Here is a 21,058-nt window from a genome sequence, read left to right as displayed (position 1 = left end):
GGGAGATAGAGGCCGCCCAGATTGCGAGCGGGCTTTACGCCGGGCGCATAAATTGGTTGGTTAAGTTTAACTTTAAATTTAAGTGCTGATTGTCGCAACTAGCACTTTTACCCGCGCTCTTCCAACGACGGTTTTTATTATTCCGGCGACCAGCCCGGGACGTAAGTGCCCGATTAAGTAAGCTTGAATTAAAGTTTATTTTTGACGAGGGTGCAACGAACGCTTCAATCCTTCACGACTTTGCGCTACACACATTCGCACCCTCGCGTGGCGCAAGAGAAAAATGTTAGCTGAACAGACGCAAAGCGCGGGTTGAGCCAGCAGAAATTTCGGCACCTTCCATATCAAGATAGAACGCGTCCACCTGACCAGCGATCTCCGTTAGTTGCACGTCCGCTAACGGCTGATTGCTGTCGTCCACCACTATGCCGCTTAAACGCGATGCAAGCGAACGAGCACAGGCGACCATCGCACCGTAGCCATCGCGCGATTGGGAAACACGTGGAACGTCCAGCAGAAGAGTCAAACGGGCGGTGGTTTCGCTAGTGGCACTGGCATTGATCGATAGCGAGAACAATACTCCACCGTCACCATCCGACATGATCAGACGACCTTCCGGGCGCGCATCAAAGCCTTGCCGCGTTAATGCGGACATCAGCGTGCTAACCGCCCAGGGAGCACCTTTCGATTGGATATTCACCCCGAGTTGGGCATCATGTTCGATCACAAACTGATGCAAGGCCCGTGCGCCCTGCATCACTTCGGCCATATCAGGAATGTCTGGTTCAGCTCCGAGATCGTCGCAGATCTGGCGCAGACTTATTATTAATTCGGAATACTCAATCTCGTTCAGTGGGTTGCTGCGATTGGCCATCTGCACGCCGGCCATCAATGATTTATACACACCACCATGCGCAATCGGCTCCCATTCACCGTGGCTGTCCTCACCGATATAATTAACGGGCTTATTGCCGACATAACGCAAATTATTCAGCACCGGCAGAATTTTATCGCCACGGACCGGAGCTTCCAGCGTCAATGGAATAACACAATCAATCAAGCCATCGACAGGCAGTTCAATTTGAGGAGGAGTCATGTTCTGTACTGCCACCGCCTCCGATCCCGCGACCTCCGCGCTCGCGGACGGCGCTACCATCTGCCCCTGGGGTTCGGTCGCCAGTTGCTCGGCAGTCAGGTCAATATTATCCTGCGGTATATCTGGAGAAACAGCGACCTCCGGCCCGCTTTCAGATGGGAAGAAGACCGGCTCATGCCGTTCTGTCCGCTCCGATCGCTCCGTTGATTCGACCGGAGGTGTCATCAAGACGTCGTCATGCGAAGTGGCAAATGCGCGTTCGACGCTTTTTTTGGCTTTATATTCCTGCCACTTGTTATAGGAAACGACGCCAACAATAATTGCGCCGCCTATGACGAACAGACTGGTTTGTAGATCGGTCATGCTACTAGGGCCTCGATAGCGCACACAATGGCAGGCACAGCAGTGCCTGAGTGTACGCAGAATAACGGTTGAAATAGGGAATTACGCATGCGCACATCCACCGCCAGAAATACCCGTTCCGAACGGCAATAATTTTGCGGCGAATGTCATTGTTAATGGCAGCATACGATAACGGATAAAGGACCATAGGTCGCCACACAAAAATGCAAAAGCGGCACAATCGATGTGAAGAACAATGTGTCCATAAGATTCAATTAATTATAGCCAGGCATCGGAAGCAGCGGCATTAGAAGAACCACTAGTCACTTCAGCTTAACCCGACAGATTTTGCATTTCTAAACTAAGCGTATTTCCGGAATTGAAAACCTTTTTTTCAGCCTTGCAACTTCTCATGCGTCATTATCAATAAATGTGGCGCTAAAGCCTACTCTTATTGCAACTATTTCATTAAATCTGCGGCATCGACAGGTATAAATACGCCTTACACCGAATTTAGGCGGCTAATTACTGAAAGCAAGAGTCGAAACCGATTAATCAACGCAAACCTTTTGTCGGACACGCGAATCTGGCCAGTGTTCCCAAAAAGCTATGCGTAACGCGAATATTACCTTCAGCGAGGCTTAGTGAAGCTCAGTGAAGCTCAGTGAAACCGCACGCGGCGCGCAATTGGCTGGTCAATCACTACCAGGGGCCGAAAAATTCTCGCTGAGTGATTGAGCAGCGCTAGCGGTGACATCTGTAATCGTTAAGCGGTCGCGAAACTTCTAGCTGACTCCATATCCACTGCCACGATACGCGATACGCCCTGCTCCTGCATCGTGACACCAATCAATTGGTTTGCCATCTCCATCGCAATTTTGTTATGAGAGATGAAAAGAAACTGGGTGTGCTCGGACATACGTTTCACCATATTGCAGAAACGTTCAGTGTTGGCGTCATCCAGCGGCGCGTCAACTTCGTCCAGCAAACAGAACGGGGCCGGATTCAACTGGAACATGGAGAACACCAACGCCGTGGCCGTCAGGGCTTTTTCGCCGCCAGACAATAAATGAATCGTCGCGTTTTTCTTGCCGGGCGGTTGCGCCATCACTTGGACGCCGGAATCCAGAATCTCGTCACCGGTCATGATCAACTTGGCTTGGCCACCACCGAACAATATCGGGAATAACTCCGCAAAATGGCCATTGACCCGATCAAACGTATCTTGCAACAACTCGCGCGTTTCGATATCTATTTTATGAATAGCATCTTGCAGTGTGTTGATCGCTTCGGTCAGGTCGGCATTTTGCGCATCAAGAAAATTCTTCCGCTCGGAAGCTTGGGCCAACTCATCTAACGCCGCCAGATTGACCGCGCCTAGTCCCGTTATCGCATTGGTAAGCCGCGTGACTTCACCCTGCAAATAAGAAGGACGCATGTCGTCATGCAGCTTTTCGCCCAGAGCAACTTCATCGGCACCAAACTCCACCAGTTGCTGTGAATATTGTTCCTGGCTCAAACGTGCAGCCTGCTCCTTCAACTGTACTTCCATAATGCGGTCACGTTGCGGTTGCAGGCTGCGCTCCGCTTGGGTGCGCGTATCTTCGTGCTGCCGCAAGTTTTGCGACACCTGATCCAACTCATGCCGGGCATCGGCCAAAGCACGTTCCTGATCCGTCCGCTTGTCTAGTAAGTCTTGCAAACCGGTTTGTGCCGCCTGATCGTCCAGACTCTCCAACTCCAGATGACCTTGCTGCATATTGGCAAACAACTGTGCAGCCTGTTCCAGCGCCGTAGAGATACTCCGTTTTAATTCTTCAATTTTATTGCGATGCGATTTTTCAGCATACTCAGTTTCCTGTGCGCTGCGTTCCAGTTCTCGCAAGCGTTGACGGGCATCATTAAGTTGCTGTTCTTTATTGAGATAGTCAGTCTGCCCATCTTCGTGTTTCTCTTGTAATTCCCCCAGCTCGGCATCAAGTTGTTCAAACTTGGCCTCCGACTCCATTTTTACTTGTTGTTGTTCATTTTCCTGAGCAGCAATTTCGGCCAGATCTGCTGCGATTTGTGAGCTGCGCTGATTAAAGCGTTCCTGCAACTCGGACAGCTTCATTACATCAATCTGCAGGCCATGGACCGATTGGGTGAGGCCGTTGTGACGCAGACGGAGTTCTTGCAACCGTTGCGTTGCTTGCGTCAAAGCAGCTTCAGCACGCACTGAGCGCGAGCGCGCTTCGTCGGCCAACATTTGCTGCGCGCGCAACTGCTTGGTAATATTTTCAATCTCTTGCTGACGTGCCAGCATGCCGTCCTGCTCCGAATCGGAAGCATAAAAGCGCACACTGGTTTTACTGATTACATGCCCCTGACGAGTCACGAAACAAGCGCCGACCGGGAGTTTGTTGCGCTCCGCGAACGCTGTCACGGTGTCATCCGCGACAAAAACATTGTGCAACCAATCTTGCATTAATGCGCGCAAGCCAGGATCATTGAGCTGCATTAAGTTCAGAAAAGGCTTAAATCCTACGGGTGTAGCAGCGTTGCTTTCCGAGGCTATCCCGTTAGGCGTGAACAAGGCGAGCTTACCCGGAGGCGCATCGTTAAAGAAGCCTTTGGCCCAGTCCAGATTCGACATCTCCAGTGCGGAAGTGCGCTCACGCAATACCGATTCCAGCGCGGTTTCCCAACCTTGGTCGATGTGCAACTTTTGCCACAAGCGCGGCAACTCGGCCAGCTCATGCTTTTGCAACCACGGTTGTACCTTGCCCTGGCTTTGAACGCTTTCCTGCAACTGCTTCAAAGCCGTCAGGCGCGCTTCCAGCTGGGCGTTGTTGGCGGTTTCGGTGTTGACCTGTTGCTGGGCGGTACGTCGTTCCTCTTCAAGACGCGGTTGCTGCTCCTGCGACTCTTCGAGTTGCATGCTGACTTCTTCCAGCCCGGCCTGCTTTTCCTCGAGCTGCATTTTGAGATTGGTCAAATGCGTGGTGTCTGGCAAGTTTAAGCCGTTTTTTTCCTGGGAGAGACGTTCGCGACGTCCGGTCAAGCCGTTTAAAATATTCGATGCATTACGCTGATGTGTGGATTCCAGCTCGATTTGCTGCTGGAATTGCATAATTTTGGCGCGTGATTCCGTGGTCTTGAGTTGCGCCTCGCGCCAAGATTGCTCCAAAGCGGGCACATGATCGCTATGCTGCTGCGCAGAGACTTGCGACTGCTCAACGCGGGCCGCCAATTCCTCCAGATGGATCTCAGCTTCGGACAAATCATCCTGATGTTGAGTGCCCTGGCGTTGCCATTGGTCACGTTGAGCGGTCAACGAGTTGAGTTGTGATTGCAGTCGATTGCGCGATTCAATGACAAACTTGATTTGTGCTTCCAGGCTACCGATCTCGGAGTTGGTCTGATAAAGATGACCCTGAGCCTGATGCATGCGGTCGCCAGCGGCATAATGCGCTTGCCGCATATGCTCAAGCTCGGTTTCCACATGACGCAATTTGGCGGTTTGCTCTTCCAGATCCGTCTGGGCTTTTTCGATCTCGCGGAAAAATTTTTCTTGCTCAGCTTTGGCTTCGTTTTTGCGCAACAACCATAAAAGTTTTTGCTTTTCTTCCTGATCGCCTTGCAAGGCGTGGAATTTATGGGCGACCGCCGCTTGCGCTTCCAGCTTTTCCAAATTGCTGTTGAGTTCTCGGAGAATATCTTCCACACGCAATAGATTGTCGCGCGTGTCGTTCAAACGGTTTTCAGTTTCGCGGCGACGCTCCTTATATTTCGAGACGCCGGCAGCTTCTTCAAGAAAAATGCGCAGCTCTTCCGGGCGCGCTTCAATAATCCGCGAAATCATCCCTTGTCCGATGATTGCGTACGCGCGTGGCCCCAAACCGGTACCCATGAAAATATCCTGGATGTCACGGCGTCGTACCGACTGATTATTGATGTAATATGTAGAGGTTCCGTCTCGCGTCAACGTGCGCTTCACTGCAATTTCAGCATATTGGCCCCACTGCCCGCTTGCCTTCCCCATCCCATTGTCAAAAACCAGCTCAACCGATGAGCGGCCAGCAGGTTTTCTGTGCGATGAGCCATTAAAAATCACGTCCTGCATAGACTCGCCGCGCAGCTCGGAAGCTTTGGACTCACCCAAAACCCAGCGCACGGCATCAATAATATTGGACTTTCCGCAACCGTTTGGGCCAACCACGCCGACCAGCTGGCCGGGTACCTGAAAATTGGTTGGATCAACGAAAGACTTGAATCCCGCTAATTTAATGGAAGTTAGACGCACGTTATTGACTATTCTTATCAAAGTCGGCGAATACAAAACCGCCGCACTCAAATTACATGAAAGCGAGAAAAATCTCGAAAGGACCAGCATCATAACATTCGACATGGCCTCCGTTGATGCCAAAAGGGTCAAAAATTGTGATAACTGACTCCCTGCTCAGTCTATGCGCAGTGTATGCGCACTCTATGCTCACTCTATAGTTACGTAGCCGCGAAAGGAGCCTAACCAGCGGGATAGGTTAGGGGCGTAAAAATCTGCGATGTCGGCGGCACTGATCAGCGTGATCTCGGGCCAATGGCTGAAATGGGTGTGCTATCTCACTCGATAACGCCTTTCGCCCGGGCGATAAAGTCGCTTATCCCGACTTATAAGGCTTATGCATATTTACTTCTGTATATAATACGAGACGCAGTGCCTGACGCATTTTTTGCCTTACGACTATTTTCTTTTGCTATCTAAAACCTCCGTGAATCCACTACTAGACCAGTTGCAGCCCTATCCTTTTGAAAAACTGCGGATGCTTTTTGCCGATGTCACTCCCAATGTGGCATATAAACCGATTAGCCTGGGTATCGGCGAGCCTAAACATCCAACGCCAGCCTTTATCAGACAGGCGTTAGCAGACAATCTCGACGGTCTCGCAAGTTATCCCAACACTGCGGGTAGTGACGGACTGAGAAAAGCAATTGCTGGCTGGCTTGAACGACGCTATCAGTTACCGGCGCTCGATTCAGCCACCCAGATTTTGCCCGTTAGCGGATCAAGAGAAGCATTGTTCGCGTTAGCGCAAACCGTGGTTGACCCGTCTGATCGGGATGCGTTGGTTATGTGCCCCAACCCGTTTTATCAAATTTACGAGGGTGCAGCCTACTTGTCTGGCGCACAACCTTATTTTGTTAACTCGGACGCAAATCGCAACTTTGCCCCCGATTACAGTAACGTACCAGAAGCTATCTGGGCGCGCGTGAAGCTTCTCTATCTGTGCTCACCAGGCAACCCAACGGGTGCAGTACTCAATCTGGACGACTGGAAAGAGTTATTTGCGTTATCGGATCGATATGGATTTGTCATTGCGGCAGACGAGTGCTACTCCGAAATTTACTTCAAAACTGAAGCGCCGCTCGGTAGCCTGGAGGCCGCCCATCGGTTGGGACGCCACAACTACCCGCGTCTGATTACCTTCTCCAGTTTGTCCAAGCGCTCCAACGTACCCGGAATGCGCTCGGGTTTTGTGGCTGGCGACGCTAGCATTTTAAAGAAATTCTTGTTGTATCGCACCTATCACGGGGCTGCGATGAGTCCTTCGGTCCAATCAGCCTCGATAGCCGCGTGGAATGACGAAACCCATGTGGCGGAGAATCGCGCCAAGTATATTGCTAAATTTCAGCAAGTTACCCCGATATTGCAAGAGGTTTTAGAGGTATCCCTGCCCGATGCGGGGTTTTACTTGTGGGCCAAAGTCGATAAATACACCACGTTGTCGGACGTCGACTTCGCCAAGCGACTGTATGCCGAATATAATGTGACAGTTCTGCCCGGGAGCTACCTTGCACGGGATGCACACGGTACCAATCCAGGACAGTCGCGGATTCGTATGGCATTAGTTGCGGAAGTAGAAGAATGCCTGGAAGCTGCGCAGCGCATTGTCAAGTTCGTGCGCGGGCTGCAAACCTGATAAACGACGAACTACGAACTACGAACTACGAACAACAAACAACAAACAACAAACGAATAGCTTTACTGATTTTGTTCAGCGTTGGGTGGAACCGAAACGTAACTGAGAAAATGATTATTTTCAGCAATGGTCCAGCACAGCGTCTGAATGCTTTCACACCGATAGTACTCAACAATTTTCATCACTTATAAGCGACAAATCATGACTCAATCTCTAGAACAATTTATCGACCAGGCCTGGGAACAGCGCACCGAATTCTCTCCAAAAACGGCGCCATCCGACCTGCGCGAAGCAGTCGCCAACGTCATCGCGGAGCTGAATCAAGGTACGTTGCGCGTTGCTGAAAAAATTGACGGCAATTGGAGAGTTAACCAGTGGATTAAAAAAGCGGTGCTATTATCGTTTCGCCTGGAAGACAACATGCCGATGCCTGCCGGCGAAAACATGCAGTTCTACGATAAGGTTCCGACCAAATTTGCGAACTACACTGCGGACGATTTCGCCAAGGGCGGCTTTCGCGTAGTGCCACCAGCGGTTGCCCGTCACGGCAGTTTCATCGGCAAAAACGTCGTGCTGATGCCTTCTTTTGTGAATATCGGCGCCTATGTCGATGAAGGCACCATGGTTGATGCTTGGGCAACGGTCGGTTCTTGCGCGCAAATCGGCAAAAACGTCCACCTCTCCGGCGGCGTCGGCATTGGGGGCGTATTGGAGCCAATGCAAGCTAATCCAACCATTATCGAAGACAATTGTTTCATCGGCGCACGTTCAGAAATTGTCGAAGGCGTCGTAGTCGAAGAAAACTCCGTCATCTCAATGGGCGTCTATATCGGCCAATCGACTAAAATTTACGACCGTACCACTGGCGAAGTTACCTATGGCCGTATTCCATCAGGTTCCGTGGTTGTGTCCGGTAATCTCCCGTCTGCGGATGGAAAATATAGTTTGTACTGTGCAGTAATCGTTAAGCGCGTGGATGCAAAAACACGCGCAAAAACAGGCATTAACGAACTATTGCGCGAAGCGTAATCAATCACCTGAGTCAGAGCTTACGCTGGCTCAGGTATTTTGTTTGATGCCACACCTCGCCGCGCACCCTTGCGACGGCATGAGCCCCGCATTTAAGGAGCCATCATGGCAATGGATCGCTTGTTTCGTCTGATGCAGGAAAAAGCAGCATCCGATATGTTTCTGACCATCAACTCGGCGATCCACCTTAAAATCAAAGGGCATCTGGTCCCGATCAATCAGCAAAAAATGGATAAAGCCACCATTCTGCTGCTGCTCAATGAAGTCGTGCCGGTTGCCCGGCTCCAGGAACTCGAACGCGATAAAGAGCTCAACATGGGCTTGCACGTCAGCGGGATTGGTAGCTTCAGGCTGTCGGTATTCAAGCAACGTGGCAACATTTCCGCGGTCATTCGGTACGTCCCTTTCGAGATTCCCGCGTTTGAAAATCTGGGCTTACCTCCGGTACTTACCGAATTAATAAACCGCAAACGCGGTTTGCTATTGGTTGTGGGGTCCTGCGGTTCCGGCAAATCAACCACGATTGCCTCCATGCTTGACCATCGCAACAAAACCCAGGCCGGACACATCCTCACGCTCGAAGATCCGATCGAATTTCTATTCAAGAACGAGCTGTCGATCGTCAATCAACGCGAGCTCGGCATCGATACCGATAATCTTGAGATCGCCCTCAAGAATGCATTACGCCAAGCACCAGATTGTATTTTGATCGGAGAAATTCGTGACAAAGACACGATGTCGGCGGCGCTAGCGTATGCCCAATCCGGTCATCTGGTGGTATCGACGCTGCATGCAAATAACAGTTACCGTGCACTGAACCGGGTAATTAGTTTTTTTCCTCCGGAGAATCGATCAACGCTATTGGAAGATCTTGCATCGACGCTCATCGCGGTCGTGTCGCAAAGACTGGTCAATACCAAAGAAGACAAACGCGCGCCAGCGGTTGAGATTATGCTCAATACCCGCCATATCTCTGAATTAATGGAAGAAGGAAAAATCGGCCAGATTAAAGAGGCGATGGAAAAAAGTATCGCGCCCGGTTCACAGACATTTGAGCAGGCATTAATGCGATTGATCGAAGAAGGTATCATTACGCAGGAAGAAGCACTTTCCCAAGCCGATTCCCCCAGCAATTTGTACTGGCTGATCACTAATAACGGGTCCGAGGTAAAAAAATCGGTCCCACCGTCTATGCCGGAAAAAAACGACGGCCCGACTTATACCGAATTTACGCTTGATTTGTAGCCTTATTTGCGACCTTATTTATAATCTTACTGGTGCCATCCTGCAAAACGGTCGGACTTGGCACGACGCCATCATGTAGCTATAACCCGCGCTGCACGACACGATTTGCTTTTATATTTACGATTAAATTACCTCAAAAGACTGACACAACGCATGGCAATTACTCTTTACGGCATCCCGAACTGCGATACGGTCAAAAAAGCGCGCACCTGGCTAGAAGATCAAGAGATCGCCTACACATTTCATAATTTCAAAAAAGATGGCGTCAATGTAGAGTTGATCAACACATGGCTGAGAGACATCGCCTGGGACGTTTTGGTCAATCGCAAAGGTACCATTTGGCGTAATCTGACCGACCAGAGACGCGCCAGCATTACCGACAATATCAGCGCGACGACATTGATGATGGAGTTTCCGTCCGTTATCAAACGACCGGTGTTATTTACGGGGAAGAATACTTACGTTAGCTTTTCTGACGCGCTTTATCAACAAATTTTCAATCAATAACCATGTCAAACACCACCGTTAGCAAAACCCTTGCACTCGCCGAAGAACTGATTTCCCTCTCTTCCATCACGCCGCAGGACAAAGGTTGTCAGGACCGACTCATTGAGCTGCTGTCCCCGCTTGGCTTTATATGTGAAACCATTCAGTCTGGCGAAGTGACCAACTTATGGGCGCGCAAAGGTACAGCGCAGCCACTGCTGGTGTTTGCCGGCCATACCGACGTCGTCCCAACGGGACCGCGTGAACAATGGAAGTCGGACCCTTTTCTGCCCAGCCATCGTGACGGCAAGTTATATGGCCGCGGCGCTGCCGATATGAAAACCTCGATCGCAGCGTTTGTGGTGGCCGTCGAAGAATTTACGTTGGCAAATCCTGATCACTCCGGCTCGATAGGATTTTTGATTACCAGCGATGAAGAGGGTCCCGCCACTGACGGCACGATAGTGGTCTGCGAAAAGTTGAAAGCCCGCGGCGAACAGCTCGACTATTGCATCGTGGGTGAGCCGACCTCAAGCGGTGAACTCGGCGATATGATAAAAAATGGTCGTCGAGGGACGATGTCGGGGAAACTCGTCGTCAAGGGCGTGCAAGGTCATATTGCCTATCCACATCTGGCCAAAAATCCGATCCATCTGGTCGTACCGGCATTGACAGAGCTCGCAGCTGAGAAGTGGGACGATGCTAACGAATACTATCTACCTACCTCCTGGCAAATGTCGAATATTCACGGCGGGACCGGTGCATCGAACGTGATACCCGGCGACGTGGTGATTGATTTCAATTTTCGATTTTCGACAGCGAGTACGGTGGAAGACCTGCAACGACGCGTCCATGCGATCCTTGACCAGCATGCGCTAGAGTACACTCTGGCATGGATCATTGGCGGCCGCCCATTTTTAACGCCACGTGGTGCGTTAAGTGCTGCGCTCGCGTCCGCGATCAAGGACGAAACTGGAATCGAGACCGAATTATCGACCACAGGAGGAACCTCAGATGGTCGCTTTATTGCACAAATCTGCCCACAAGTTATCGAATTTGGACCGCCGAACGGTAGTATTCACAAAATCGATGAACACATCGAAGTGCGATTTATCGATCCACTGAAGAATATTTATCGAAAGACACTCGAAAACTTGCTGAAATAAACGACGAGGCTGACTAATCAGAAAACCGCAGCATGTTCAGGCATGCTGCCAGTTGCATTGCTTAACTCTGATACAGCGAACATAACATCTATCATTTGCATCCATGACACCACATTCTTTTGCTACCATCCGCGACCTGCTGCGCTACGCAGTCACACGTTTTAATACCGAAGCACTGTTTTTTGGGCACGGTAGTAGCACGGCTTTGGACGAAGCCGCGTATCTGATCCTGCACACATTAAAGCTGCCGCTAGACAAAATCGAACCGTTTTTTGATGCCCGATTACTACAGCATGAAGTCGACACCGTGTTACGCGTCATTGAACGACGCAGTAAAGACCGCGTTCCCGCCGCATACATCACGCAAGAAGCATGGCTAGGTGATTACCGCTTTTATGTTGATGAGCGTGTCATTGTGCCCCGCTCGTTTATCGCCGAACTGATTCCTGACTTCTTCTCTCCGTGGGTCCAAAACCCAACTACCGTCACCAATATCCTTGAATTGTGCACCGGCTCCGGCTGCTTGCCGATTATGTTGGCAGATGCATTTGGCAACGCCCACGTTGATACCGCCGATATTTCCGCCGATGCACTTGCCGTGGCGCGCCGGAATGTGGACGACTATGACTTGCAAGACCGGATAACGCTGATCGAATCTGATTTGTACACCAACGTACCCAACAAAAAATACGACCTGATCGTCACCAATCCGCCCTACGTTAACACGGGTTCGATGGGTAAGCTGCCGAGGGAATATCTGGCGGAGCCGCAAATTGCTTTGGCCGGTGGTGCCGACGGAATGGATTTAGTGCGTACAATTGTGGCTGGTGCAAAACAACGCCTGACCAAAAACGGCGTGTTGATCGTGGAAATCGGTAATGAACGGGCCTTTGCCGAAGCCGCTTTCCCTGATATGGAAATGACATGGGTATCGACCAGCGCTGGCGATGACATGGTATTTTTACTAACAGCCGATCAGCTCCCTTAACAACAAGAACATGCCAGAATTTAGGCAAATTGATAAAAGCGCCTTATCATAGGCGCTTTCTTTTTTAGGGAAGCACGCTAAAAGTAGCAGGAAGGATTAAATATTCGATGATTTGGGTGTTTAATTGAGACTCTAATACAGATTTACTCCAACTTACTGAAGATTCAATCGATGATTAACTGAGGCAATCGATGCTAGCTGCCCTTCAGGCCATCTGCATCTTTAGTTCGAGTCGATTTGATCGCTGCGCCATTAGCTTCCCCCAACGCATTTTCAACACACCATTTTCATGATACGTTTCCTACAAGTTTCAATGATGCGCGGCATCAAGCCGTTGCTCGACAAAGTCGACATTACCCTTAACCCGGGCGACAAAATCGGTCTGATCGGTGCCAACGGCGCCGGCAAATCAAGCCTGTTCGGCTTATTGCGCGGAGAGCTTCACGCCGATGCCGGTGAGATCGACTTTCCGTCCAAATGGCGCATGGCATACGTCGCGCAGGAAACTCCGGCGCTGGACCGCCCGGCATTGGAATACGCGATTGATGGTGATATTACATTGCGTCGGCTTGAAGAAGAATTAGCTTTTCTTGAAAGCGAACCAGAAAGCGCTGCAAATGGCACATTGATCGGTGACTTGTACAGTGCGCTGGCAGATGCTGATGCCTACACAGTACGCTCGCGCGGCGAGCAATTATTGACCGGCCTTGGTTTCTCTATGGCACAAATGCAGGAACCAGTTGCCAGTTTTTCTGGTGGTTGGCGCATGCGTTTGAATCTGGCGCAAGCCCTGATGTGCCCGTCTGACCTGTTGCTGCTGGATGAGCCGACCAACCATTTGGATCTGGACGCTATTATCTGGCTGGAAGACTGGCTCAAACGCTACGCAGGAACCCTGATTATCATCTCGCATGATCGCGATTTCCTTGACGGCGTGGTCAATGTCATCGTCCACATTGACGAGCGTAAGCTGAAACGTTACACCGGCAATTATTCATCCTTCGAACGCCAACGTGCGGCGCAAATGATTCTGGCCGCTGGCGCGCTGGAAAAGCAAACCCGTCAACGCGCCCATCTGGAGTCCTTCATCAGTCGGTTTAAGGCTCAGGCGAGTAAGGCGCGACAGGCACAAAGCCGGATGAAAGCCCTTGCCAAGATGGAAGAGCTGGCACCGTTACGAGCCGCTGCTGAGTTTTCTTTTGAGTTCCGCGAGCCATTAAGCGCACCAAATCCGTTGTTGACAATGGAAGACGTGAGCGCCGGTTATCGTATCGAGAGTGCCACCAGCCATGACGTTACCGAAAAAGTCATCATCGCCGGGATCAATTTTTCTCTGCAAATTGGTCAACGGATTGGATTATTGGGCGTCAACGGTGCCGGTAAATCAACTTTTATTAAAACCATTGCCGAAGAACTGAAGCCGCTGCACGGTGACGCCCAGTTTGGTAAAGGTTTATCGATCGGATATTTCGCCCAGCATCAGGTTGAAATGTTACGTCACGACGAGTCACCGCTGTGGCATCTGGCTAAAATCGCGCCAACGACGCGTGAGCAGGAACTGCGCAATTTCCTTGGAAGCTTCAATTTTAATGGGCCAATGGTAACCAGTTCTATTGCCCCGTTTTCTGGCGGCGAAAAAGCACGTCTGGCGCTGGCGTTGATCGTATGGCAACGCCCTAACCTGCTGCTACTCGATGAGCCAACCAACCATTTGGACCTGGAAACCCGGGAAGCTTTGACCATGGCATTGGCCCAATTTGAGGGCACACTAGTACTGGTATCGCATGATCGTCACTTATTGCGTGCGACCACCGACCAATTCATCATCGTCGCCGATGGCAAAGTTGAACCGTTCGATGGCGATCTGGACGATTACAAAGACTGGCTGTTCAAAACCAAGCTCGCTGCCAAGAACGTTGGTAAGGACGCGGGGTTGCCAAAAACCAAAGAAACTGCAAAGATTATCAGTGCTGTAGCGCCGGCTGCCGCACCGCAGGCAGACAGCGCAGACCGTCGTGAACAAAAGCGTCAGGATGCCGAAGCACGCCAAAAACTCGCTGCATTGAAAAAACCGATTGAATCGAAGATCAAGCGGCTAGACGAACAGCTGGCAAAACGTAACGCACAAAAAGCCACTGTCGATACGCATCTGGCGAATCCTGAAGTCTATGAAAAGGACAAAAAGAAGGAACTCACAACTTTGTTGACCGATCAGGCGTTCTACGCCAAGGAGCTGGCACAACTGGAGGCGGAATGGATGGAGCAACAGGAAGCATTGGAGCAGTTGGGCAACTAACTGAGATGCCAGACAAGGTGCATAATATCGCTGGCGAGCTGCCTGACGGTATTGTGCCCTACGATTCGAGCGCAGAAGAGGCCCTCCAGCAAAACACTGGTCACGCCCCTTCTGTGCCAACCCTTTCCATCATTGGTTGCGGTAAAGTCGGTAAAACCCTGGCACGGCTGTGGCGCGAGCGTGGGACATTCCAGCTGCTGGATATTTTGAATCGCTCGCCCGATAGCGCGCATCAAGCCTGTGAATTCATCGGTGGTGGCATTGCGGTCAACACTTATGCGCAGTTACGTCAGGCAGATATCTATCTAATCGCCGCTGGTGACGATCAAATTGCCGCCTGTTGCGCGGCACTCGCCTCTGATGGCAAGCTATCCGAGCGCAGTATCGTGTTCCATTGCAGCGGCGCGCTGAGTTCTGATGCGTTAGCTGCTGCCGCCGCGCACGGCGCGGCGGTGGCCAGCATTCATCCCATCCGTAGTTTCGCTGATCCACAGGCGGTCACCCAACATTTCTTCGACACATATTGCGGGAGCGAAGGAGACTCTGCCGCGCTCTCCACCCTTACTCCAGCATTTGACGTCATTGGCGGGCGCTGCGTTGCCATCAAACGCGAAAATAAAATTTTGTACCACGCAGCTGCGGTCTTTGCATCAAACTATCTGGTAACGCTAATCGATGTGGCACAACAAGCCTACATCGAAGCGGGTCTGCCATCCGACGTTGCGTTGCGTTTAATCGAGCCGCTCTTGTCAGAAAGCGCTGCAAACGCATTCAGGCTAGGTCCAGCGACCGCCCTCACCGGTCCCATTGCGCGAGGCGATATGGACACCGTAAGACGGCAATATGACGCAGTCCGCCATTGGAGCCCTGAAGTTGCCGCGTTATATGAGCAATTTGAAGCCCTGACGTTGAATTTAGCGCGACAAAAACCATGACGCGAATAATCAAAAGATCTTTTTTTACGAAACAACTATCCAACGATGAAACCATTCCTTCTCATTTGCCTGAATGACCGATTAAGATAGCCGTTAAAATTTTTATCACACAACTTTTACGCAAGCCTCACCGGCAGGCGTAATGTAACGTCAGCAACCCAATTAAATCGACCGAAGGATTAGAAAATGGCCTACTCAAAACTTTCCAGCCTGACCAAAATCGCCGCTGCAGTCCTCATTTCCAGCTTAGCTGTCAGCGCTTTTGCCGCCGATATTCTGGATACGGTTAAAGCGCGTGGAACGCTAAAGGTAGCGATGGAAGGCAATTATCCACCGTTCAACTTCAAAGATCCTAAAACTGGTCAGTTAACCGGTTTTGAAGTCGATGTCGCTAATTTGATCGCTGCCAAATTAGGTGTAAAAACAGAATTCACTACGACGGAATGGAGCGGCATTCTGGCTGGCCTCGGCGCTGGGAAATACGATGTGATTCTGAATCAGGTTGGCATTACGGATGAACGGAAAAAAGCCTTCGATTTTTCCATTCCGTACACTATTTCCAGTGCACAGCTGATTGTCCGCAAAGACGAAAAGCGCACATTTAACAGCTTGGAAGATTTAAAGGGTAAGAAACTTGGTTTAGGACAAGGAACCAATTTCGAACAAAAAGCTAAAAGTGTTCCTGGTATTGATGTCAAAACCTATCCCGGCTCACCAGAATACCTGGCGGATCTGGCCAGCGGCCGGATTGATGCAGCCCTGAATGACAGCTTATTGGTGGGCTACTTACTAAAAAATACCGCGTTGCCGCTTAAAGCCGGTGCGCCGGTCGGTGCCATCGATAAGATAGGGATTCCGTTACAGAAGGGTAACCCAAAATTTAAGGCGGCTCTGGACAAGGCGATTGAAGATATTTTAAAAGATGGAAGCTTCAGGAAAGTATCAATAAAATGGTTTGGCATTGATGTTAGCAAACCGCCGACCGCAAAATAACAAAAAGCGATCAACCGCGCTAGCACGCATCATCTTTAGCTCGCAAAACAGCAGCTAATCGATACCGTTTTAGTTAAAGCCGATACATTAACATCGCTCAAAAACAAACTATTTATGACATAGCTGCTTTAAAATGCTCGTAATCTGCAACTATTATCCCTGCCCGAATTGTCGTGCGGGGATATTTTTTAATAAAGACCTTATGGAATTACTGGAACTGCTTCGGTTAGCGCTGCCCACCTTAATCAAAGGCGTTGGTTACACCCTGATATTCGCGGTGGCTTCCATGCTGGGTGGACTCCTGCTTGGCTTTCCGCTTGCGGTCGCCCGGATTTTACCGTCGCGTCTCTGTCAGTGGCCTGCCACCGTGTATGTCAGTCTGCTACGCGGCACGCCGTTATTGGTGCAAATTTTTGTCATTTATTATGGTTTGCCGAGCGTCGGCATTAATTTTTCTCCCCTCACCGCGGGTATCCTGGCGTTAAGTCTCAACGCTTCAGCTTATCTGTCGGAAAGTTTGCGCGGAGCGATTATCGGGGTCGAAAAAGGCCAATGGGCGGCAAGTTACAGCATCGGCTTGACCTATTGGCAGACGCTGCGCTATATCGTGGTTCCGCAGGCAATACGTATCGCGGTGCCGTCGATGAGTAACACCCTCATCAGCCTGATAAAAGATACCTCGCTGGTATCAGTCATCACCGTGACAGAATTGATGCTGGCTACCAAAGAAATCATCGCCGTCACCTTCCGCCCGCTTCCCCTTTATCTTGCAGCGGCGGCTATTTATTGGTGTTTGAGCATTTGCTTTGAACGTCTGCAAAGTCGTCTTGAGAAAAAACTGGGACAAGCTCACAGGACTAACTGAAGCCAACTAAAACGCAGTTCTAGCCGAAACTTAAACAATGCATAAATTGGCATAGCAACTTACAACATTAATGACTTGCAGTCAGCGACGATCAAACTATCTATCGCTTGGATGATGGTCCGGGACAGGCTCCTCATCCGGACTTGGGGTGGGGCCGGGACCCGGCAATGGCGGCTCTTCCTCGGGGACCGGGGTCGGCGCCCGGTGAGCGACGATAGCTGCGTCGAAATCAAAAAAGGCTGCTTCGGGCATGCACTCCTCCACTTTGATGCTCTAAGTTGCTCTACCGGGGTGCATTCGTAACACGCTCGTCTGAGCGCCCGGAATGGCTTGCCGTGACACGTTATTCAGTCAAAGCAATCAGATTGTCCACTTCAATCTTAGCAAAATCTACGCTGCTATCGAAAGCTGTGTCACGGGTGCTATGCGCACTTTCCGTATTATTTCTGCTCGCAATCTGTACACCCACAAGTTGAATTTGATAACCGTCGTGCCAGAGGTCGTCATGACCTTGCGTTGGAAGCGGCACAATTGTGTAGCCACGATAGACAATATTTTCATTTTGATCGTTGGTTGAAAGCATTACTTTCCTCCGAAATTGGTCCATATACTGATCAACCATCGTAGCACGCAAGTGAAAATTACGCATCCCGCGACGTTAGTGTAGTGTTTACTAATGTTGACGTTATTGAATGTGAACCAAATCCGTTGACATTCGTCCTACTTGCAGCGCTGCAAGAATTATTGCATTTTCATTATTCAGAATTAAGCAATTGATCACCCCGTGGCCTCGACTAGTTTGGAGAGATTGATTATGACAACACCCAACGCGCACAGCGAAGACGAATCGATCGTAGAGCAGTCTCAAACGCCGCATTGGCGGATCGAGGATCTGGCATTTTCGACGATTGATGTTGCAGCCGTTCGCTCCGACGAAAATCTTTTTTATCTCGCTACATGTGCTTCATTTGTTGAAAGCGGCTCAGACCTGTATACCCAAAATTTGATTGCCTATTACGGTGACGATCCGGAAATTTCTGATTGGCTCACGCATCATTGGGAAGTTGAGGAGCTGCAACACGGCAATGCGCTGAGAGCCTATGTCGCCCATGTCTGGCCCGAATTCGAGTGGCAGATTGCCTACAACGATTTCCTTGAAGAATATTCGCGTTATTGTAAAGTTGAATTACTTGAGCCTAGCAAAGCCCTTGAAATGGTGGCGCGCTGCGTTGTCGAAACCGGCACCGCCACGTTTTATCAAGCGTTAGCCCGTAGTAGCACCGAACCTGTGATGCGCAATTTAGCGACGCGGATTGCAAATGATGAAGTCAATCATTACAAACACTTTTTCCGCTACTTTCGCCGACTGCGCCAGAAGGAGGGATTAAGTCGCCGTCATATCTTCGGTGCGTTGAGCCGTCGCACGCTGGAAATGAAAACCGAAGACAGCGCTTGCGCGTTGCGACACGTTTTGAAATTCCGCGATCCGAAACATGCTGGTGACCCGGTACGGTTGAAGGAAATCAGCGCCATGATGAATACAACCGTACGCGTCAACTTACGCGCCGATATGACCATTAAAATGATGATGCGCCCGCTCGACCTGCCGCCCGTGCTTCAAACCATAGTCGCTTATCCTGTCACGCAAATTATGAATAAGGTTTTTTTGCGATAGGCGAAGCGGCGGAGCTTCACGGCGATCTGATTACGTCCATGATGTCGCCTGTTCATTATCCCGTGATCCCGTGATCCCGCTATACCGTTATCCCTTTTCCCGGGTAGATCAGCGAACGTTTCCTAAACTCAAGCCAGGTTCGCGTAATCCGTCTTCTCTTTTACGCTGCCTTCCCCAGTCCCCTCTGGTCGCCTTTTACAGCCCGTCCTTCTTTCCCGCATAGAACTCCCGCCCCATTTTCGATCAACAATCGTCTTTACAGCAAAACTGCGCGCACCAAATAACCTCAACGCACTGACTCAGTGCGCCTGGGTAATGCCCCTATGACACACTGCGCACTTAAAAGAAGCGTCTATGCGGCCGCCAATTCGAATCTTTGCCGAAAGCCAACTCTATTTGCATATAAACGCTTCCTCCGTGCAACTTACCAGCCTGCAGGGGATTGGCATGCATCCTGCTAATACAGCTGCGAGGTTAGTAAAAATTAGTGATTGCTTTCTCATTTACACACAACAAGGGGATTTACATGACACGTCGCACCGTATTAAAAGCTACAGCACTTGGCGCATTCGCACTTGCAGCAGCTGGATGGTTGCCGTCAGCGTTTGCCGCGGACACCATCAAGGTAGGTATTTTGCATTCGCTGTCCGGCACGATGGCAATTTCCGAAACGTCGTTGAAAGATGTCGCCCTGATGACCATCGCAGAAATCAATGCGCATGGCGGTGTTTTAGGAAAACAATTGGAACCGGTCGTCGTCGACCCAGCTTCCAACTGGCCTCTCTTTGCTGAAAAAGCGCGTCAGTTGATTTCACAAGACAAGGTTTCAGTCGTGTTCGGTTGCTGGACTTCTGTTTCGCGTAAATCGGTTCTCCCAGTTTTCAAAGAAACTAACAGCCTGCTGTTCTACCCGGTTCAGTACGAAGGTGAAGAATTAGAGAAAAACGTTTTCTACACCGGCGCAGCGCCTAACCAGCAAGCTATTCCTGCTACCGAATATCTGATGTCGAAAGAAGGCGGCGGAGCCAAGCGCTTCGTACTGCTGGGAACGGACTACGTCTATCCACGCACTACCAACAAAATTTTGCGCGCTTTCCTGCATAGCAAAGGTGTCAAAGATACTGACATCGATGAAGTGTACACACCGTTCGGCCATTCCGACTATCAAACCATCGTTGCCAACATCAAGAAGTTCGCAGCGGGCGGCAAGACTGCCGTTATCTCGACCATCAATGGTGACTCCAACGTTCCGTTCTACAAAGAACTGGGCAATGCAGGCCTGAAGGCAACTGACGTCCCTGTCGTTGCATTTTCAGTTGGCGAAGAAGAATTGCGCGGCGTGGATACCAAGCCTTTAGTTGGCCATCTGGCTGCATGGAATTATTTTGAGTCGATCAAAAATCCTGTCAATGCTGCCTTCATCAAAAAATGGAAAGCCTACGCAGTTGCGCAAAAATTGCCTAACGCCAGCACTGTCGTCACTAATGATCCGATGGAAGCCACCTATGTCGGTATCTACATGTGGAAACAAGCTGTAGAAAAAGCGAAATCAACCGATACAGATAAAGTCATCGCTGCAATGGGCGGTCAAAAATTCAATGCACCGTCAGGTTACGTGTTGGAGATGGACGCAACCAACCACCATTTGCACAAGCCTGTAATGATTGCCGAAATCAAAGCGGATGGTCAGTTCAACGTCGTCAACAAGACCAAAACTACCATTCGTGCGCAACCTTGGAGCCCATACATCGTGGGTAACGAGAGCAAGCAAAAGTTGTAATCGCCTGACCGTAACAATGTAAGTCGCCTGCTTGCAACATGTCGCCCCGCAAGGATCGGCATGTTGCAAAAGAACCGTAACATCACTCCGCCCGCGCACCATTGAACATAATTTCCACGCCATACAGCACCCGCAACGCCATTTCTTGTTGAGATGAACTGCTATGGCTTGATGCAAGTCAGTCTCCCGCAGACAACGTTTT

At 50.3% G+C, this 21,058-nt stretch carries 16 protein-coding genes; 12 read left to right on the top strand and 4 right to left on the bottom strand.

Annotated elements, in window-relative coordinates; genetic code table 11:
- Positions 1-286: 286 nt before the first annotated feature.
- On the bottom strand, positions 287-1,459 hold the full coding sequence (locus JQN73_RS17830) for a cell division protein ZipA C-terminal FtsZ-binding domain-containing protein (protein WP_205320310.1): 1,173 nt from the start codon (positions 1,457-1,459) through the stop codon (positions 287-289).
- Positions 1,460-2,204: 745 nt separating this feature from the next.
- Entirely contained in the window at positions 2,205-5,723 is a 3,519-nt protein-coding gene (gene smc, locus JQN73_RS17825; protein ID WP_205320309.1) for a chromosome segregation protein SMC, read from the bottom strand.
- A gap of 466 nt (positions 5,724-6,189) precedes the next feature.
- Between smc and dapC the strand changes: the two genes are divergently transcribed.
- The 10 genes from dapC (at position 6,190) to JQN73_RS17775 (ending at position 17,401) form a co-directional block, all read left to right on the top strand.
- A complete protein-coding gene (gene dapC / locus JQN73_RS17820; RefSeq protein ID WP_205320308.1) occupies positions 6,190-7,398 on the top strand; it encodes a succinyldiaminopimelate transaminase in 1,209 nt (402 codons plus the stop codon).
- A gap of 201 nt (positions 7,399-7,599) precedes the next feature.
- Complete coding sequence (gene dapD / locus JQN73_RS17815) at positions 7,600-8,427, top strand: 2,3,4,5-tetrahydropyridine-2,6-dicarboxylate N-succinyltransferase (RefSeq protein WP_205320307.1); 828 nt, start codon at positions 7,600-7,602, stop codon at positions 8,425-8,427.
- Positions 8,428-8,532: 105 nt separating this feature from the next.
- Positions 8,533-9,672 carry a PilT/PilU family type 4a pilus ATPase gene (locus JQN73_RS17810; RefSeq protein WP_205320306.1) on the top strand — a complete coding sequence of 380 codons (1,140 nt, stop codon included), beginning with the start codon at positions 8,533-8,535 and terminating at the stop codon, positions 9,670-9,672.
- Between the two features lie 153 nt (positions 9,673-9,825).
- Entirely contained in the window at positions 9,826-10,179 is a 354-nt protein-coding gene (locus JQN73_RS17805) for an ArsC family reductase (protein ID WP_205320305.1), read from the top strand.
- A 2-nt stretch (positions 10,180-10,181) separates the two neighbouring features.
- Positions 10,182-11,324: a succinyl-diaminopimelate desuccinylase gene (gene dapE, locus JQN73_RS17800; protein ID WP_205320304.1), complete on the top strand. Its 1,143-nt coding sequence runs from the start codon at positions 10,182-10,184 to the stop codon at positions 11,322-11,324.
- A gap of 103 nt (positions 11,325-11,427) precedes the next feature.
- A complete protein-coding gene (prmB, locus tag JQN73_RS17795) occupies positions 11,428-12,312 on the top strand; it encodes a 50S ribosomal protein L3 N(5)-glutamine methyltransferase (RefSeq protein WP_205320303.1) in 885 nt (294 codons plus the stop codon).
- A gap of 289 nt (positions 12,313-12,601) precedes the next feature.
- Positions 12,602-14,608 (top strand): ATP-binding cassette domain-containing protein, encoded by a 2,007-nt coding sequence (locus JQN73_RS17790; RefSeq protein WP_370551255.1) that lies wholly within the window; start codon positions 12,602-12,604, stop codon positions 14,606-14,608.
- Complete coding sequence (locus tag JQN73_RS17785; RefSeq protein ID WP_240162318.1) at positions 14,566-15,543, top strand: Rossmann-like and DUF2520 domain-containing protein; 978 nt, start codon at positions 14,566-14,568, stop codon at positions 15,541-15,543. The genes JQN73_RS17790 and JQN73_RS17785 overlap by 43 nt, the downstream gene beginning before the upstream one ends.
- A 186-nt stretch (positions 15,544-15,729) precedes the next feature.
- Positions 15,730-16,536, top strand: coding sequence for a cystine ABC transporter substrate-binding protein (locus JQN73_RS17780; RefSeq protein WP_205320302.1), 807 nt, complete (start codon positions 15,730-15,732; stop codon positions 16,534-16,536).
- Between the two features lie 202 nt (positions 16,537-16,738).
- Positions 16,739-17,401 (top strand): amino acid ABC transporter permease, encoded by a 663-nt coding sequence (locus JQN73_RS17775; RefSeq protein WP_205320301.1) that lies wholly within the window; start codon positions 16,739-16,741, stop codon positions 17,399-17,401.
- Between the two features lie 96 nt (positions 17,402-17,497).
- On the opposite strand, the gene JQN73_RS17770 is transcribed toward JQN73_RS17775, so the two are convergent.
- Both JQN73_RS17770 and JQN73_RS17765 read right to left on the bottom strand, forming a co-directional pair.
- Positions 17,498-17,653: a hypothetical protein gene (locus JQN73_RS17770; protein WP_205320300.1), complete on the bottom strand. Its 156-nt coding sequence runs from the start codon at positions 17,651-17,653 to the stop codon at positions 17,498-17,500.
- 91 nt (positions 17,654-17,744) lie between these two features.
- Complete coding sequence (locus JQN73_RS17765) at positions 17,745-17,984, bottom strand: hypothetical protein (protein WP_205320299.1); 240 nt, start codon at positions 17,982-17,984, stop codon at positions 17,745-17,747.
- A gap of 231 nt (positions 17,985-18,215) precedes the next feature.
- Between JQN73_RS17765 and JQN73_RS17760 the strand changes: the two genes are divergently transcribed.
- The gene (locus tag JQN73_RS17760; protein WP_205320298.1) at positions 18,216-19,076 is read left to right on the top strand and encodes a ferritin-like domain-containing protein; all 861 of its coding nucleotides are present in this window, start codon (positions 18,216-18,218) and stop codon (positions 19,074-19,076) included.
- A gap of 526 nt (positions 19,077-19,602) precedes the next feature.
- Positions 19,603-20,856 (top strand): urea ABC transporter substrate-binding protein, encoded by a 1,254-nt coding sequence (gene urtA / locus JQN73_RS17755; RefSeq protein ID WP_205320297.1) that lies wholly within the window; start codon positions 19,603-19,605, stop codon positions 20,854-20,856.
- Positions 20,857-21,058 lie beyond the last annotated feature (202 nt).

Source organism: Glaciimonas sp. PAMC28666 (assembly GCF_016917355.1).
GTDB lineage: Bacteria > Pseudomonadota > Gammaproteobacteria > Burkholderiales > Burkholderiaceae_D > Glaciimonas.
Note: the sequence above shows the minus strand (reverse complement) of the source record. Positions and strands in the feature narration are given on the sequence as shown.